Below are 895 nucleotides of genomic sequence, written 5' to 3'. Positions count from 1 at the left end.
TGGGTGTCGTGGCAACCGTGCCGGAAACGGTGGTCGCGCTTGCCGTTACCGAGCGCATCCCTTCGTTGTCGTTGCTGTCGTTGCTCCCCTTGTTGTAGGCGGAGACTGCGAAGTAGTACTTGGTCGAGGGGTCGAGGGAAGAGATGTCGTACTGCTGCACGTTCCCCACATCCACTTTCATGTTCAGGTTGGCGGCGTCCTTTCCGTAGTAGATGCGGTAGCCGTTAACCGCGTGGGCAACCCCGTTGCTGCCGGCGCTCCAGCGCAGGCTCACGGTGTTTGCCGAGCCGGCTGCGGCGGTAAGGCTCACCGGCTGCGCCGGGGGGCCGCTGTAGGTGGTGCTCACCACCACGTCGTCTATGGCATACCACTGCTCGTTGGCGGGAAGGTAGAGGTTGGCGTTGTTGCCGCCCAGCCAGGCGTGATTCCACTTCCACTGGGCCGGGTCATCGCCTGCAGGAACCCAGACCACGTTGGTGGTCGAGCTGATCAGGGCGCCGTCGTACCAGACCTTGGAGACGCCGTCGGCCACCCCGCCTGCGCTGTTCAGCTTGGCGTAGAATTCGAAGCTGTGCCACCCGCCGTCGCGCGGAGCTGCCGGCAGACCGCCGGGACCCGGTACGTTCATGTCGAGGGGGGCTGCGCCCAGGTAGGCGTTAGTGTTGAACGACGCTGAGCTGTCGCGTGCGGCAGTCAGAGGGGAATGGGGGAGATTGAACTGGATGCGGTAGCTGCCGCCGCCGAACTTGGCGAGCTGCGGGGTGAAACGGGGCTTGTTCTGGGTGCCGCTGAAAAAATCCCAGAAGTTCGTGTTCGATGGGTTCAAGTGGGAGATGTGCATGAACTTTTGCATCGGGCTCGTGGTCGCCGCACCCAGGGCGCGCCCCCCGTCGGA

Annotated in this window: 1 protein-coding gene; it reads right to left on the bottom strand. The window is 64.0% G+C overall.

Features of this window, described 5'->3' with window-relative positions; all coding sequences use genetic code 11:
- On the bottom strand, window positions 1-853 hold an 853-nt coding region (locus KI809_RS20345; RefSeq protein ID WP_246559547.1), incomplete at its 3' end, for a fibronectin type III domain-containing protein.
- Window positions 854-895 lie beyond the last annotated feature (42 nt).

The organism is Geoanaerobacter pelophilus, from assembly GCF_018476885.1.
GTDB lineage: Bacteria > Desulfobacterota > Desulfuromonadia > Geobacterales > DSM-12255 > Geoanaerobacter > Geoanaerobacter pelophilus.
The sequence above is the reverse complement of the archived record's forward strand: the minus strand, read 5'-3'. Positions and strand labels throughout refer to the sequence as shown.